Raw genomic sequence first — 16144 nt, forward strand, 5'->3', positions numbered from 1 at the left:
GCCGGACCCGCTGCGAGTCCGCAGGCGACGATGTCGTGTCGACCATGAACACGACGGACGCCTCGAGGCCCTTGGCGCCGTGCACGGTCATCACCCGCACCTCGTCGCGCGAGATCTCCATGTCGCGCTTCACCTCGGTGTCGGCCGAGCGCAGCCAGGCCATGAAGCCTTGCAGCGAGGCCGGCGCTTTGCGCTCGTAGTTCAGCGCCAGCTCCAGGAACTCGTCGAGCGCGTCATTGGCCTCATGGCCGAGCCTGCGCAGGATGCGCGCGCGGCCGCCGTCGCCGCCGAGCAGCCACGCGTAGAAGGCGAACGGCGTCTCCTCGCGCGCGCGAGTCTCGCAGGCCTCGAGCCGGCGCAGTGCCGTGGCGAACTTCTCGCTCGTCGATGCGTGCTCGCCGAGCGCGCGGCGCAGCGAGCCCTTGCGGCCATGGGCAAGCTGAAACAGATCGTCGTCATCGAGCCCGAACAGCGGGCTCTTCAGCGCGACCGCGAGCGCGAGATCGTCCTGCGGCAGCAGCAGCGCGTCCGCAAGGTTCATCAGGTCGATGATGCCGATGTGCTCGGTGAGCTTCAGCCGGTCGGCGCCGGCGACCGGCACGTTGGCGTGCTTCAGCGCCTGGATCACGGCGTCGAACGCGTTGCCGCGGCGGCGGACCAGGATCAGCATGTCGCCGTAGCGCAGCGGCCGGCGTTCGCCTTCATGTCCGGTCAGCGTGCCGCTTTCGACCAGCCGCTTGATCTCGGCCTGGATGCGGCGGGCGAGCTTGACCTCGGGGCTGGTGACGGCGACGCCGTCGAACGGCGCGCGCCAGCCCTCGATGTCCTGCCGATCGTCGGCTTCAGCCAGATCCCACAGCTCGATCACGCTGGGAGCTGCATCGGCAAGCGCATTGTGCAGGGGATGGCCGATCTCGACCGAATGGATGCTCTTGTAGATCGCGGGGTCGCGGAAGACGTGATCGACCGAGTGCAGGATCGCGGCACCCGAGCGGAACGAATAGGTGAAGGCGACCGGATCGAATTTCAGCCCGGCGGCGGTGAACTTGCGGTGCAGCTCGCGCCGGCGCGCGTCGAATTCTCGGGGCTGGGCGCCCTGGAACGAGAAGATCGACTGCTTCTCGTCGCCGACGGCGAAGATGGTGCGGTTCAGCCCCTCGCGCGCGCCTTCGCCCGCGGTGAACTCCGAAATGATATGCGCGACGATGTCCCATTGCCGGGGGCTCGTGTCCTGGGCCTCGTCGATCAGCACGTGGTCGACGCCGCGGTCGAGCTTGTAATGCACCCAGCCCGATGAGACGCGGTTCAGCATCGCCAGCGTCTTGTCGATCAAATCGTCGTAGTCGAGCAGCCCGCGCTCCTGCTTCTCGCGCCGATAGTTCGCGGCCGCCGCGGTCGCGATATGGAGCAGGGCCGCCGTGCGATCACGCATGGTCACCGCACGGCGCTTCTCGATCAATCCACAGATACGCTGCGCCTCGTTCTCGAACAGGCGGGCGACGGAGGGGTTGTGATCGCAAAACTTCCTGGTCAGCACCGCCTTGCGCGGCAGCTTCTCGTCGGTGAGGAAGACGCCGAGATAGGCATCGACCTGCGCGCTGCCGGAAAAGGCTTTTGCCTCGCGGAGCCGGCTGGCCTGATCGTTGTCGGACTTGCTGCCATCTTCCAGCGCAAAGGCGATGTCGTCCCAGCGCGATCGCGGCAGGAACGGACCGTCGAGAATCTCCGTCTCGACGTCCTCGATGCGATCGGCGGCGTCAACGTCGAGCACGGCCGCCATCTGCGCGGCGGCAGCTTCTGCGTTGCCGGCCTCGTCCGTCCAGGCCATGAAATGATCGCGGCTCAGACAGGCCTCGCGCACGACCTCTTTAAAGGTGACGTCGGCGGCGCTGGCCATCGCGGTCAGCAGCGCACGGCCGGTGACCGTCTCCGGGTCGCGTGCGGCCTCCAGCAGCACCTTCAGATTGGCGCGTTCCATCATGTCGGTCTGGTCGCGCTCGTCGATGACAGAAAAGCGCGCCGGCACGTTGGCCTCGAATGGAAACTGCTGGAGCAGGCGGGTGCACAGCGCGTGGATGGTCTGCACCTTCAATCCGCCGGGCGTCTCCAGCGCGCAGGCGAACAGTTTTCGTGCTTCGCGCCGCAGCTTTGCATTGGGATGCGGGATGCCGACTGCAACAATGGCCTTCGTGAGCGCATCATCGTCCAGCGTCACCCAATGGCCGAGCGTGGTGAAGACGCGCTCGGCCATGTTGGCGGCGGCGGCTTTGGTGAAGGTGATGCAGAGGATCTTCTCCGGCGGAACACCGGACAGCAGCAGGCGGATCACGCGCTGCACCAGCACGTGGGTCTTGCCCGAGCCGGCATTGGCCGACACGAAGGCCGATGCRGTCGGATCGGATGCGCGCGCCTGCCGCGCGCGCACTTCATCGGGGATGGGACGCGGCGCCTTCACCATTCCTCGATCCCCAATCCGCCCGCCGCCGACCACTCCTTGATGCGGGCGAGGTCGTCATAGGTGCCGTAGCGGTTGGACCACATCGGCAGGTTCAGCGAGGTGTAGGCCTGGTTCTCGTCCTCGAACGCGCGGATCAGCGCTTCAAGCTTGGCCCGGGCCTCAGCGGCAGCAATATCCGGCGGCTGCGGTTCGTCGCCTTGCTTGAACTTGAGCTCGAGGATGCGCTCCTCGCCGGGCGGATTGTTGCCGCTCAGGCGCACATAGACGAGCTGGCTAACGGACGAACCTGCGTCGATGTCAGGGAATCCGCCCTCGCGCAGGATCGCCGCTTCCAGCGTCAGCTGCGGCGACAGGCCCATGCGCACCTGCTTGCCGGTCGGCGGCTGCCCGGTCTTGTAGTCGAGGATGGCATAGCTGCCGCCCTGGCGCCGCTCGATGCGGTCGGCGCGGGCGGAGAGCTGAAAGCTGCGGTCGTGGTCGAGCCTGATCGAGATCTCGCCCCGCGTCTCCGCGGTGATCGACTCGATCGCATCACGCCGTACCGTCTCCCATTCGCCAAACCAGCGCGCGATGCGCTGGAATCGTGGCCACCACAGCGCGCGCGCTTCAGGACGCTCCATCAGCGGCGCGAAATACTTTTCGCCGATCGCGCGCAGCACGCGGGCAGGATCGTCGGGCAGGCGCGTGGCGTAGCTCTCCGTGAATTCGCCGAGCGCATCGTGGATCGCCGAGCCGCGGTCGGCGGCCGACAGCGGCATGTCGACGGGATCGAGCGCATCGAGCCGCAAAATGTGCTTGGCGTAGATCGTGTAGGGATCGCGCAGCCAGTCCTCGATCGCGGTCACCGACATTTTCAGCGGCCGTGTCGCGCGCGGTGGCCGCGGTTCGGGTTGCTTGATCGGCCTGACCTCGTCGGGCTGGTCCAGCGTAGCAGCAACCTGCACGTATTTCTCGCCGGCGCGGATGGCCGCCTTCCAGCGATCGTCGCCCGCAACAGCCTCTAGCCGGTGCAGGAAGCGCGAAGCCACCGCCGGCGCGCCGCCGGCCTTGGCGGAATGGGTGAGGATCACCTCATCTCCGCCGAGCAGCTGCGCGAAATCGTGGGCGGAGAGGCCGATGCGCCGCTCCGGCAGATCGAGGCCGAGCTCATGCCGCATCGGCCGGCTGAGCCAGGGATCGATGCGCGGCGCCGGCGGCCAGACGCCCTCGATCAGGCCGCCGACGATGATCCGGTCGGCCTGCATCAGGCGCGATTCCAGCGGGCCGTAAATCTGGAGCCGCGCCCCCGGTCTGTCACGTCGCCGCACCGCGCGATCGCCGAACGCGGTCTGGAAAACGTCGGGGTAATCTGGCTGCGGAACCATCAATCCGCTGGTCGTTCCGCCGCGCAGGAGATCGTCGAAGGCACTGGCGAGCGCGAGGCCCTCGCGCTCCTCGAAGGCCAGCGGGATGCCCTGTTCGTCGCGCGACAGCTCGATCATGATMTCGCGATGCCGATGCGCGAGCTCGGCGAAGTCATATGGCTTTGATGACGCGAGACCCTCGATCGGCGCCAAGGCTTGTCGCAAGGCATCGATCAGGGCCTGGATGCGATCGAGGTCCTCCGCCTTGAGACGTGCGCGCGGCTCGGCCTTGTGGAGCGCGGAGACTTCGCTGCGCCACAGCTTGGCCAGTTCCTCGCGAAAGCGGTTGAATTCACGCAGCAGGCCGGCCGTGCCCGCAGGCGGGCGCGTGCCACGCAGGACGGCGAGCTCCAGACCTTCGATTGCTGCCTTCCATGCGCCAGGCAGCCGGCCGAGCCGGCACAGCGGATGCTTCAGCATCGCCAGCAGCGTCGGCGGCTCCAATCCCTTGGTCGCCGCTTCGGCCGCAAGGCGCGCAAAAACGCCGGCGGACGTTTCCATCAGCACGTCGCCGCCGGAATCGTCGAAGGCGAGATCCCATCGGGTCAGCGCAGCCATCACCCGCCGCGCCAGCGCGCGGTCCGGCGTGACCAGCGCCGCCGATTTGTCGAGCTGCCGCGCCTCGCGCATCGCGATCGCAATCGCCAGCGCTTCCATTTCAGGATTGGGCGTCTCGACGACCGCGAGCCTCGTCATGCCGCCGGCGATCTTTGCCGCGACATCCGGCTGCTTCAGCCGGTCGTGCCAGACTTCCGTCTTGGCGGAGGGCCGCATCGATTCCGACGCGAGCAGATCGCGACCGCCTTCCGCAGGCGGATGAAGCAGCTCGACGTCACCGCGCTTGATGCCGAAGCGCTCCAGCAGCRCGTGCATGGCATATTGCGGATGGTTCGACGCCGGATGCTCCGCGAACTTGCCGAGCGCATCGCGGACGCCGCCGATGGTTCGCCAGGCGTCATCGTCGAGATCGGTGTCGAGCCCCGGCAGCACCACCGCGCCATGCGGCAGCGAGGCGACCGCATGCAGGAATTTCGCGGTGGCCGGCATCGAGCCGGTCGAGCCGGCCGCGATCACGGGTCCATGGGAATGCGCGGTCAGGCGCCTCGCTTCCGCCGCGATCAGGAGGTCGCGCCGCGCCGCGGGCTCGATCCGGTTGATCTCGGCGAGATGGCCGGGCCAGGCGATGCGTGCGATGCGCAGGAATTCGAGCGAGTGCTGCCAGTAGCGATCGAGCTGGTCCGGCACCAGGCCATCGAGCGCGCTCCAGTCGACGCCGCGCGTCACCATGTCGTCGATCAGGCGCGCGAGATCGCCGGCGAGAGCCAGCGTCGAGGCTGGCCCGCCAACCACCAGCGGTGACAGCACCGGGCCCTTCGCCCAGGCCGCGACGAGCTGCGCCAGCGTCAGCCGCCGTTCGAGCTCGCCGAGCCGGGGCGGAATGTCGAGCGGCGTTGCGCTCGCGAACTGCTCGCCTTCATCGGCGAAGGCGAGCTCGTCCTCGTCGATGTCRCCGAGCGCGACGATGCGCGGCAGCACGACGGCGTCCGCCTTCATCTCGTCGAGAAAGATCTCGCGCACGACGCGCATGGCGCGCCGGGTCGGCAGGTAGAGCGTGGCGTCCGCAAGCCGCGCCGGATCCTTGCGCGCCTCGAATCCCTCGACCAGCCGGCCGTCGAGCAGGGCCGTGACGACCGTGCGCAGGAACGGAACTGAGATGGGAACACTGAAAACGCGCATCGGCTGCCTGATTCGAAGGATCAGGCAATATAGGGAGGCGGACTCGAATGGTCATGGGCGGAGGTGAATTCGTCCCCGCTGTTCGCCATCCTACGGTTCTGGCGCCTTGTTTCCCGCTGTCATCATCCGCGAAGGCGGATGATCCAGCATTCCAGAGACGGTCGAGATTCAGCCGAGAAGCCGCGGCGTCCTGGATGCCCCGCCGGAGCCTGTCATCCGGCTCGCCGAAGGCGAGACCCGGTGGCGGGGCATGACAGCGCTGCGAGTGGCTGAACTCTACGCCACGCTCTCCAGAAACGCCTCTTCCGCGGCGTGCACCGCATCAGGCGTGCCGACATGCATCCAGACGCCGTCGAGGCGCAGGCCGAACAGGCGCTCCTGCTCGTTGGCGCGGTCGAACATCTTGGTTAGCGAGAACTCGCCCTGCGGCGCATCGGCGAAGATCGAGGGCGACAGGATCGCCGCGCCGGCATAGACGAACGGAACGACCTCTTTCTCCTTGCGCTTGCGCAAGGCCCCGTCGGGCAGCATGCCGTAATCGCCGCGGCCGCTATAGCCGATGCTGGTCGCCGTCGGCGCCATCAAGAGCAGGATGTCCATCCGTGCGGGATCGAAGTTTTCGGCGAGCCGCGTCAGGTTGGAGCGCACGCCGTCGATCCACAGCGTGTCGGAATTGACATGGAAGAACGGCGCGTTGCCGAGTAGCGGCAACGCCTTGACCACGCCGCCGCCGGTGCCGAGCACCTGGTCGCGTTCGTCCGAGATGGTGACGCGCGGTTGCTGGCGCGATGCGACATGGTCGATGATCTGGTCCGGCAGGTAGTGCACATTGACCACCGCCTCGGTCACGCCGGCTTGGCCGAGCTTGTCGAGCACGTGGTCGAGCAGGGGCTGGCCCGCCACCGGCACCATCGGCTTCGGCATCTTGTCCGTCAAAGGACGCATGCGCAGGCCGAACCCTGCGGCGAGCACCATGGCTTTGGTCGGTTTGACGGACATCGTTTGCCTTCTCAGACTCGTCTTTCTCAGCCTCGTGGACTCAGAACCCTTGGAATTACGCCCTGAAATTACCCTTGGAATTCGCGTTCGCAGCAATCCTAGCACGGCCCTCATTCAGCCGCACCGCATCTCAACCGCCTTAACCACCCGCCGTGACGGTTGTACGACGGGTGTTGCCGTTACGCCCCGACGGCTGCGGAACGGGCCTTTTTCTTCTTCTCGCCGAGCTTGAGGAAATTGACGCCGATCTGGTCGCCATTGACCCAGGCCAGCTCGCATCGCCGGTACGCGAGTCCGGTGGACGACAGCAGGAGAAAGAATTCCTTCAGATGCAGGCCTTCGACCGAACCGTCGATGGTCAGCTTGGCGCCGCTCTCGGAGACGTCTTCCATGGTGCAGTCGCGCCGCCACGTGCCGTCGATCCCCATCATCTGGGCCGGAATCCCGCGTTCGAAAACAACCCGGCTGTTGCCGCGCTGGTCCGTCTTTACCGCCATCTGTCCCGCTCCAGCCCCGCAAGTATCCGGCTGCCTCGCCGCCAGAATACCGACGTCTTGGCTAACAGCCGGTAAATCGGGCCCGAATCAGCCTTCAGGCAGCCCTTGGGGCGGCGGGACGGAGGCAAGATACCAGTCGCGCAAATGGGCGAGCGCGGGATGTGCCAGCGAACGCTGGAGATAGGTCCAGATCCGCGGCTGGTGGCGCAGATAATGCGGCTTGCCGTCGCGGCGGTTGAGCCGGGCAAAGGTGCCGAGCAGGCGGGTGTTCCGCTGCGCCGACATGATGGCGTAGAGCTCGGCAAAACCGGCTGGATCGAAGCTCGCATCGGCGGCGCGGCGCGCCTTGATGTAGCGCGACAACAGCGTCAGCTCGAGATTCTCGGGCACGTCGATGCGGGCGTCCTGCAGCAGCGACACCACGTCGTAGGATTGCGGCCCCAGCACGGTGTCCTGGAAATCGATCACGCCGACGCGTTCGCTGCCGGTGCGCATCCCGAGCCAGATCAAATTGGGCGAGTGAAAGTCGCGGATGATCCACGTCTTCGGCGCGGCCAGCGGCTTCTTCAGCAGCTCGCGCCACATCGCAAGGAATTCCGCGCGCTTCGCCTCGCTCAGCGGCGCGTTGCGATCGGGCAGATACCACTCCGGCATCAATCCGATTTCGATCAGCATCGCCTCGGTGTCGAAGACCGGAATGGCGTAGGTCTGCCCGTCCAGCGGCAGCGTCTCCGGCAGCGTCTTGCCGTGCAGCACCGCCAGCACATCGGTCGCGGCCTCGTAACGCTCGGCGATCGGGCGCGGCGGGTCGCCTTCAATCACGCCTTCGCTGCCAAAATCCTCGGTGATGAGGAAGCCCTGGTCGAGATCGCAGTGGTGGATTGCGGGCGCGGAGATTCCTTGTGCGCGCAGGCCTTCGTCGATGGCGACGAAGGGCTTGACGTTCTCGGCGAGATGCACCGCGGCGCTGTAGGATCTTCCGTTGTAGAGCGCCGCGCCGTCGGGGCGCTGCGGGAAGTTCATGAGGATGACGATCTCGTCGTCGCGCACCAGCCGCGCGTAGGATCGGGTCGAGGCGTCGCCGGCCATGCGCCGCCGCGTCGCGTCGAGATAGCCGGATGCGTCGAGGAATTCGCGCAGCGCCTTCAGACGCGCGACCTGGGCTGCGCCCTTGCCGTAACCGGTGATGTCGGCCGCGCGCGCATTCGAGCCGAGAGCCGGACGATGCGTGAGCGCGATGTCGATGCGATCCGCGGGCATCGCCGACGGCGCACGCTCCGGCCATTCGATCAGGACAAGCGTGGCGTCCGGCAGCGGCGACAGCCCGATCTCCTCGAGCTCGCTCTCGTCCTCGACCCGGTAGAGATCGGCATGCATGACCGGGAACGGCGGCAGCTCATAACCCTGCACCAGGGTGAAGGTCGGGCTCGGCACTTCCAGCGCGTCGTCGGCGGCGAGGTAGCGGATCATGGCGCGCGCGGCCGCGGTCTTGCCGGCGCCGAGGTCGCCGGTGAGCGTGATGACGTCGCCCGGGCCGACCAGCAGCGCGAGATCGGCCATCAGTTGCGCGGTGGCCGTCTCGTTGTGAAGCGCGACGGAGAATGTGGTTGGCGCGCTCATTCGGCGGCGTCGCGATGCGCCGCCCGGTCGGTCGGGAAGTCGCAGATCACGACCGTGCCCCTGCCCACGATCGAATCCACCCGCACCTTGCCGCCATGCAGCTCGACGAAGGAGCGCACCAGCGACAGGCCGAGCCCGGCGCCGCGGTGACGCGACCCCTGCGAGCGGCTTTCGAACCAGTTGAACACCTTGTCCTTCATGTCGGCAGGTATTCCAGGCCCGGAATCTGTCACAGTGAAGACCACACTGTGCTCGGTGCGCCGCGCGCTGAGGCCGACGGTGGAATCCTGTGGAGAAAACCCGACGGCGTTGGCGAGGAGGTTATAGAGCACCTGCACCACGCGCTTTTCGTCGCCGATGAAGCTGCCGATATCGGGCGCGATCTCGACCTTCAGGCGGATGCGGTCGGTGGCGAGCCGGTCCTGGATGCCTTCGGCCGCGAGCTCGATGGCCTTGCTGACGTCGACCGGGCCGAGTTCCAGCTTCATCGCGCCGGCGTCGATGGTGGCGAGATCGAGGATGTTGTTGGTCAGCGCCAGCAACGCGTTGGTCGATTTGGTGACGTAGTCGAGATATTCGGCCTGCTTCGGCGTCAGCGGTCCGGTCGATGGATCGCTGAGGAAATGCGCAAAACCGATGATGGTGGTGAGCGGCGAGCGCAGCTCGTAGGAGACGTGGTGGACGAAATCCACCTTCATCTGGTCGGCGGTCTCCAGCGCCTCGTTGCGCTCGCGCAGCGCGCGCTCGACGTTTTCGGTGTCGGTGATGTCCTGGAACGTCAGCATGGTCGCGCCGTCATGCAGCGGCCGGATCATGCCGTCGAGCACGCTGCCGTCCTTGCGCTCCAGCTTCAGCGGCACGTCGGCGCGGCTCTCGATCGAGGTGACGGCCTCGCGGATCTGCCGCCAGACCACGGGGTCRTCGAACAGCTGATGGCACCAGCCTTCGACGGTCTGGATGTGCGGCTCGTCGCGCATCGCGTCGCTCGACAGCTTCCACATCCGGACGAAGGCGGGGTTGAACAGCTGCGCCTTGCCGTTGCTGCCGAACACCGCGACGCCCTCGGCGAGGCTGTCCAGCGTCTCGCGCTGGACGCGGATCATGCCGTCGAAGCGGCGGGCGAGCTCGAGGCTCTCGGTGACGTCGTCGAACAGATAGGTGACGCCGCCTTCCGGGTTCGGCGTGGTGACGACGGAGAGGGCGCGGCCGTCGGGCAGGTACCACGTGTCCTTGGCGGCCTCGACGGCACGATACGCCTCGTGCAGCTTGGCCTTCCAGGCGCGGAAGTCGGGCTGCTCCGGCAGTTTTCGCGCGGCACGGAGCTGGTCCAGCACGCTGGAATCATCGGGATCGGCGTCGAGGAACGAGCGGTCGAGGTCCCACAGCCGGCGGTAGGAATCGTTGTAGAAGGCGAGGCGCCGCTGGCCGTCGAACACGGCGACGCCGGAGGAGAGCTGGTCGAGCGTGCGGCGATGCGCCTCCGCCATCCGCACCAGCGCCGAGCTCAGCGCATCCGCCTCGCTGGCGTCGATCGCGACGCCGACACTGCCGCTGCCGACATTGACGGCGCGCACGTCGTAGATGCGCCGCTCGCCGCCGATCACGATCGGCAGCCGGGAGGTGAAATTGGCCGCGTCCTTCAGTCCCCGTTCCATCGCGCTGCGGTCGGCGCTGTCGAGCAGCTCGAGCTTGCGCTCCTGGGCGTCTCTGAAGTTCGCAGCCTCGGTCGCACGGACATAGGCCGGGTTGGCGAAAGTGAGCGCGCCGTTCTCGCTCTTGGCCCAAATCGGCCAGGGTGCTGCGGCAGCGAAGCCGCGCAGCATCTCGGTCTCGTCGGAGAGCGCCTTGTAACGCAGATTGGTCTCGGCCAGATCGCGGCGCAGGCCCGAGAGTTCGCGAATCCTGACAATGGCCTGGCCGCCGATGGCGCGGCCGATGGCCTCCAGCGTATGGCCATGCGCGGTGGTCAGCGTCAGCTGGAAGCCGTCACCGCGGTCGCGCAGCGCATCCACGGCGTGGTCCATCTGAAGGGCGGGTTCCGGCGGCAGCCAGGTTCCGAAGGCGAGCACGCGCTGCGGGGAAGAGTCGCGCGGCAGCACCATCGAGATGTCGCCGGAAATCTGCGCGCGATTGTCGCCGGCCGGCCAGGAGATCAGGATCTGCGGCTCGGCGAACAGCAGCGCGCCGAAGCGATCGGCCTGGAGTTGCAGTTCCCCGATCCGCGCGCGCAGCCGCGCCTCGCTCTTCGCCGTGCGCACGCGCGTGCGCATCAACAGGATCGCGGCCACCACCGAGAAGCCGAGCAGCGCGAGCGCGGTGGCGAGCACCGCGAGTTCCTGCCGGTTGAAGTCCAGCAATTCCGAGAGTGTGTCGACGAAGTCGGCGGCCTCAGCCGGCGCAGCCGGCAGCAGCGCCGCGAGAGCGCTCCCGATCAAGCCGTTGCGCACGAGCGATGTGCACGACAGCAGCGTCCGACGCATCGACACGATCACGCCTGACATAGTTGCCCCAAGATCGCACGAATTTGCGCGCGGCGACCCCCGTCGCGCGCGAATCAAACGACAATACCCTCACCGCGACTCCAGCGGTAAGAGTCCAGATCGTGAACGCAAAGGCGGTCCCACAAAAATGCCGGGTGCGCGGTTCCCGGTTCACGTGGTTCTGCGGTGATTCGGCTGAAGTTGCCGTGTGTTAGCGGCCGGTCGAGCCGAAGCCGCCGGCGCCGCGATCGGTCGCAGACAATGTCGCCACGGGAACCAGCGCGGCCTGCACCACCGGCGCGATCACCATCTGCGCGATGCGCTCGCCGCGCTTGATCACGAAGGGGGCGGCGCCGTGGTTGATCAGGATCACCTTGATCTCGCCGCGGTAGTCCGCGTCGACGGTTCCGGGCGAATTCAGCACCGTGACGCCGTGCTTGGCGGCGAGCCCCGAGCGCGGCCGCACCTGCGCCTCGTGCCCGGGCGGCAACGCGATCGCAAGTCCCGTCGGCACCAGCGCATGTTGGCCGGATGCAAGCGTCAGCGGCTCGCTGTCCGGGACCGCGGCCATGAGATCGAGGCCGGCGRCCTCCGCCGTCTGATAGGCCGGCAGTGGCAGGCCCTCGGCGTGGGCGAGCTGTTGCAGTTCGACGGTGACCTTCGTGCTCAAGATGCGGACTCCAGGGATTTGTCGGTCACGCTCCTTGCAACATGCGCGACCAGTTCGATGGCGACCTGTTCCTTGGTCATCGCCGGCCAGGAATCAACTGCAATCTCTCCATCCCTGCGACTAATCAAATGCACGGTGTTGCGGTCGCCGCCCATCACGCCGGTCGCCGGTGAGACGTCGTTGGCGACGATCCAGTCGCAGCCCTTGCGGGCAAGCTTGGATTTGGCGTTGTCGATGAGGTGCTCGGTCTCGGCGGCGAAGCCGATCACAAGCGGCGGGCGCTTGTCGGTCAGCTTCGAGATCGTGGCGAGGATGTCGGGGTTCTCGACCAGTTGAAGCGGCGGCATGCCGGCCGAGGTCTTCTTCAGCTTCTGCTCGCCTTCATTGGCGACACGCCAGTCGGCGACCGCGGCGGCGAAGATCGCGATGTCGGCGGGAAGGGCCGCCTGCACCTGCTCCAGCATCTGCCGCGCCGATTCCACGTGCTTCACCGTCACGCCCTGGGGATCCCCAAGATCGACCGGGCCGCTCACCAGGATCACCTCGGCGCCGGCGGCCTGCGCGGCAGCGGCGATGGCAAAGCCCTGCTTGCCGGAGGAGCGGTTGGCGATGTAGCGCACCGGGTCGATCGGCTCGTGGGTGGGGCCCGCAGTGATCAGCACGCGCTTGCCGGCAAGCGGGCGCGGCACCGGCGGCCGCAGCAGGCGCTCGGTGGCGGCGGCGATCTCGATTGCCTCGGACATGCGGCCGATTCCGGCTTCGCCAGCTTCGGCCATCTCGCCGGAATTCGGCCCGATCAGCACCACGCCGTCGCGCTGGAGCTGCGTGACGTTGCGGCGCGTCGCCGCGTTGTTCCACATCAGCGGGTTCATCGCCGGCGCCAGCAGCACCTTGCGGTTGGTCGCGAGCAGGATGGCGCTGGCGAGGTCGTCGGCATGGCCGTTCGACATCTTGGCCATCAGGTCGGCGGTGGCGGGGGCGACCACGATCAAATCGCAGTCACGTGCCAGGCGGATATGGCCGGCGTCGAACTCGCTCTGGGGATCGAACAGGTCGGTATAGACGCGCTCATGCGAGAGGGCGCTGACCGAGAGCGGCGTGACGAATTGCTGCGCGGCCTTGGTCAGCACGCAGCGGACCTCGATGCGCCGCTCCTTCAGCCTTCGGATCAGGTCGAGCGATTTAAAGGCCGCGATCCCGCCGCCTATGATCAGGGTGACGCTGGCTTCGGGAAGGGCGCCGGTGCGCTGAGACACCGGAGCGGTGGATGCCGCCGGCGGCACCGCAAACGGCGTCAGCGGCTCCTCACGGCCCTCGATCAGCTCCCGCAGGATGACCCGGACCTCTTCCTCGACGGACCTGTGGTTCTTGGCCGAACGCAGCCGCAGATAGGTTTTGACACCCTCGTCGAGCTTGCGGATGGTCAGGCTTGCCATGACGCCCCTCCAGCACGGAATGATAGCGATGATATCACTCACATGATTGCAGTGCAATCATAGATTCCGGACGGCGATCAGGATCCCGATGAAGGTCGCGGCGATGATCCAGAGCGCCACGGTGCGCCAGCGGTTCTTGCGGCCTTCGCTGCGGCCCATCGCCGCGATGCTCTCCGGCGACAGCCGGATACCCTCCCGCGTCATGGTTTCGAGCTGCTCGAGCACGGCGACGGAGCGCTGCGCGATATCGGGCAGGCGCATCAGCACGCGGGCAAGATCGCCGCCGCCGGAAATCGCGCCCTGCACCCGGCCGATCGGTCCGAGATTGCGCTCGATCCATTCACGCACCACGGGGTCGGCGACCTTCCAGATGTCGAGCCTGGGATCGAAGACGCGCGCGACGCCTTCGACCACCACCATGGTCTTCTGCAGCAGGATCAGCTCGGGCCGCGTCGTCATGTCGAACAGGCCGGTGACCTCGAGCAGCAGCGTCAGCAGCCGCGCCATCGAGATCTCCTCGGCGGTGCGGTTGTGGATCGGCTCGCCGATGGCGCGGATCGCTTGCGCGAAATTCTCGACCGAGTGGTGCGCTGGCACGTAGCCCGCTTCGAAATGCACCTCGGCGACGCGGCGATAATCGCGCGTGATGAAGCCGAGCAGGATTTCGGCGAGGAAACGCCGCTCCTTCATCCCGAGCCGGCCCATGATGCCGAAATCGACGGCGACGAGGCGGCCGGTATCGTCCAGGAACAAATTGCCCGGATGCATGTCGGCATGGAAGAAACCGTCGCGCAGCGCGTGGCGCAGAAAACTCTGGATCACCTTGCGGCCGAGATCGGGCAGATCGACCTGGGCTTCTTCCAGGCGCTTGTGATCGTTCAGCGCGATGCCGTCGATCCACTCCATCGTCAGCACGTTATGCGTGGTGCGGTCCCAATCGACGGTCGGCACGCGGAAATCAGGATCGTCGCGGGTGTTCTCCGCCATCTCCGACAGCGCCGCGGCTTCCAGCCGCAGATCCATCTCCATCGCGACCGAGCGCGACATGGTGTTGATGACTTCGATGAGGCGCAGGCGCCGCGCCTCGGACGAATAGGCTTCGGCCCTGTACGCGACGAAGAAGAAATCGGAGAGATCGCGGCGGAAGCGCGAGGCGACGTTGGGCCGCAGCACCTTGACCGCGACTGACTTGGAAATGCCGTCGCGCAGGACTTCCCCGCGATGCACCTGTGCGATCGAGGCGGCGGCGACCGCCGGGCCGAAGCTCGTGAACACGTCTTTCAGCGGGCGCTCCAGCGAGGTCGCGATCGCTGCTTCCGCTTCTTCCTGCGAAAACGGCGGCAGGCGATCCTGGAGACTTTCCAGATCGCGCGCCATGATGAAGCCGACGACGTCGGGGCGCGTGGCCAGAAACTGCCCGAGCTTGAGATAGGCCGGGCCCATCCGGGTCAGCGCGCGCGACAGTCGCGGTCCGTGCTTTGGACCGCGCCGTTCGATGATGCGCGCAAGCTTCAGCGCGAGCTGCCCGGGCGGCGGCACCAGGCTCGGATCGACGGAGCCGAACACGCCCTCGCGCGCGAACACGAACGCAGCGCGCATCAGGCGCGCAGTGTGGGTGATGGCAGAAATCACAAACGCCAGCCCGAATGCAGTGCGACGATGCCGCCGGACAATATCTGCCAGTTCACGCGGGCGAAGCCGGCGTCGCGGATCATGTCGGCGAAGGCGTGGGGCTTGGGAAACGTGCGGATCGATTCGACGAGATATTGGTAGGATTCGGCATCGCCCGTGATCATGCGGCCGAGCGGCGGGATCACCTTGAACGAGAACAAGTCATAGAGCTTGTCGAGGCCGGGCATCTCGACGGTCGAGAACTCCAGGCACAGGAAGCGGCTGCCGGGCCTCAGCACGCGATAGGCCTCGCGCAGCGCAAGGTCGATCTGCGGTACGTTGCGAATGCCGAAAGCGATCGTATATGCGTCGAAGCTGCGGTCGGCAAAAGCGAGCGCTTCGGCATTGCCTTCGACGAAATCGACCTGGGTCTCGAGATGGCGCTTGGCGGCGCGCTCGCGGCCCACGGCAAGCATGTCGGAATTGATGTCGCAGACCGTGGCGTGAAAGCCGGGGCCGCCCGCCTTGGCGGCGCGGAACGAAATGTCACCGGTGCCGCCGGYGACGTCGAGCAACGCGAACGGCCGGTCGCCCCTCGGCGGATCCAGCGCGTTGATCATGATGTCCTTCCAGACCCGGTGCAGGCCACCGGACATCAGGTCGTTCATCAGGTCATAGCGCGACGCAACGCTGTGAAACACATCGTTCACCAGCGTCTGCTTGTCCCCCAGGGGAACGTCCCTGAAGCCAAAATGCGTGGTTTCGCCCGGCCGATCCATTACTCTACTCCACGAGGCGGACCATAGCGTGCCCGCCGCAATGGCGCTATCACACCGCCCTCATAAGGTGAATGCCTGAACCATGCCTGAATTGCCCGAAGTCGAGACCGTCCGCCGCGGCCTTCAGCCCGTCATGGAGGGTGCGAAAATCGTCGTCGCGGAGGCCCGCAGGCCGGACTTGCGCTTTCCGTTCCAGCCGGATTTCGTGGCCCGGCTCCAGGGGCAGGTCGTCACCGGCCTTGGCCGCCGCGCAAAATATCTCATGGCCGATCTGGCCTCCGGCGACGTGCTCCTGATGCATCTGGGCATGTCGGGCTCGTTTCGCGTCATCAAGCCGGACAATGACGCCGCACCTGGCGAATTTCACTATCCGCGCGGCAAAGACACCACCCATGACCACGTGCTGTTTCGGATGTCCTCGGGTGCCGACATCGTCTTCAACGATCCGCGCCGC

At 66.7% G+C, this 16144-nt stretch carries 11 protein-coding genes; 1 reads left to right on the forward strand and 10 read right to left on the reverse strand.

Annotated elements, in window-relative coordinates; all coding sequences use genetic code 11:
* From addA to ubiE, 10 genes are all read right to left on the reverse strand, one after another.
* Positions 1-2458 (reverse strand): double-strand break repair helicase AddA (gene addA, locus AC1D00_RS04405; RefSeq protein WP_477009802.1); only part of this gene is annotated, 2458 nt, incomplete at its 3' end.
* On the reverse strand, positions 2452-5598 hold the full coding sequence (gene addB, locus AC1D00_RS04410; RefSeq protein WP_477009803.1) for a double-strand break repair protein AddB: 3147 nt from the start codon (positions 5596-5598) through the stop codon (positions 2452-2454). The genes addA and addB, both read right to left, overlap by 7 nt.
* Before the next feature lie 276 nt (positions 5599-5874).
* The gene (locus AC1D00_RS04415) at positions 5875-6597 is read right to left on the reverse strand and encodes a nucleotidyltransferase family protein (protein WP_027546847.1); all 723 of its coding nucleotides are present in this window, start codon (positions 6595-6597) and stop codon (positions 5875-5877) included.
* Positions 6598-6776: 179 nt separating this feature from the next.
* Entirely contained in the window at positions 6777-7094 is a 318-nt protein-coding gene (locus tag AC1D00_RS04420) for a PilZ domain-containing protein (RefSeq protein WP_477009804.1), read from the reverse strand.
* Between the two features lie 87 nt (positions 7095-7181).
* Positions 7182-8714, reverse strand: coding sequence for a tRNA (adenosine(37)-N6)-threonylcarbamoyltransferase complex ATPase subunit type 1 TsaE (gene tsaE, locus AC1D00_RS04425; RefSeq protein ID WP_477009805.1), 1533 nt, complete (start codon positions 8712-8714; stop codon positions 7182-7184).
* Positions 8711-11215 (reverse strand): sensor histidine kinase, encoded by a 2505-nt coding sequence (locus AC1D00_RS04430; protein ID WP_135175171.1) that lies wholly within the window; start codon positions 11213-11215, stop codon positions 8711-8713. Before AC1D00_RS04430 ends, tsaE begins: the two co-directional genes overlap by 4 nt.
* 190 nt (positions 11216-11405) lie before the next feature.
* Positions 11406-11864 carry a dUTP diphosphatase gene (dut, locus tag AC1D00_RS04435; protein ID WP_477009806.1) on the reverse strand — a complete coding sequence of 153 codons (459 nt, stop codon included), beginning with the start codon at positions 11862-11864 and terminating at the stop codon, positions 11406-11408.
* Positions 11861-13300 (reverse strand): bifunctional phosphopantothenoylcysteine decarboxylase/phosphopantothenate--cysteine ligase CoaBC, encoded by a 1440-nt coding sequence (gene coaBC / locus AC1D00_RS04440; RefSeq protein WP_477009807.1) that lies wholly within the window; start codon positions 13298-13300, stop codon positions 11861-11863. The genes dut and coaBC overlap by 4 nt, the downstream gene beginning before the upstream one ends.
* Before the next feature lie 57 nt (positions 13301-13357).
* Positions 13358-14932, reverse strand: a complete 1575-nt coding sequence (gene ubiB / locus AC1D00_RS04445) for a 2-polyprenylphenol 6-hydroxylase (RefSeq protein WP_477009808.1) — start codon at positions 14930-14932, stop codon at positions 13358-13360.
* Positions 14929-15690, reverse strand: coding sequence for a bifunctional demethylmenaquinone methyltransferase/2-methoxy-6-polyprenyl-1,4-benzoquinol methylase UbiE (gene ubiE, locus AC1D00_RS04450; protein ID WP_477009809.1), 762 nt, complete (start codon positions 15688-15690; stop codon positions 14929-14931). Before ubiE ends, ubiB begins: the two co-directional genes overlap by 4 nt.
* A gap of 82 nt (positions 15691-15772) precedes the next feature.
* Here ubiE and AC1D00_RS04455 point away from each other — a divergent pair.
* On the forward strand, positions 15773-16144 hold a 372-nt coding region (locus AC1D00_RS04455), incomplete at its 3' end, for a DNA-formamidopyrimidine glycosylase family protein (protein WP_477009810.1).

It is taken from the genome of Bradyrhizobium sp. P2_E8, assembly GCF_056403875.1.